We start from the raw sequence: 233 nt of genomic DNA, 5'->3' as shown, positions 1-233 counted from the left end.
TTATGGTTCAAACCTTGTTTAATCGCAAAGACTAATTTCGGGAATACGGCGGTTTTACGATTTTTACCAAGCCCAGCGATACGATTTTTTAAGATCGATTGCTGAATTAAGCGCGCTTCCCACGACGTACCTAAGCCAAAACCAAACGTGACAAAAGGGGTTTGCCCATTAGCCGTGTGCAAGGTATTGACTTCATATTCCAGCGATTGGAAGGCGTCGTAACACTCTTTCTC

1 protein-coding gene is annotated in these 233 nt (G+C 43.8%); it reads right to left on the bottom strand.

Going from position 1 to position 233, the window contains the following annotated elements:
- Nucleotides 1-233, bottom strand: a 233-nt coding sequence (gene nrdD, locus P8629_RS12785) for an anaerobic ribonucleoside-triphosphate reductase (protein WP_278166458.1), incomplete at both ends; no start/stop codon positions are given.

The sequence above is a fragment of the Hydrogenovibrio sp. 3SP14C1 genome, from assembly GCF_029625905.1.
GTDB lineage: Bacteria > Pseudomonadota > Gammaproteobacteria > Thiomicrospirales > Thiomicrospiraceae > Hydrogenovibrio.
The sequence above is the reverse complement of the archived record's forward strand: the minus strand, read 5'-3'. Positions and strand labels throughout refer to the sequence as shown.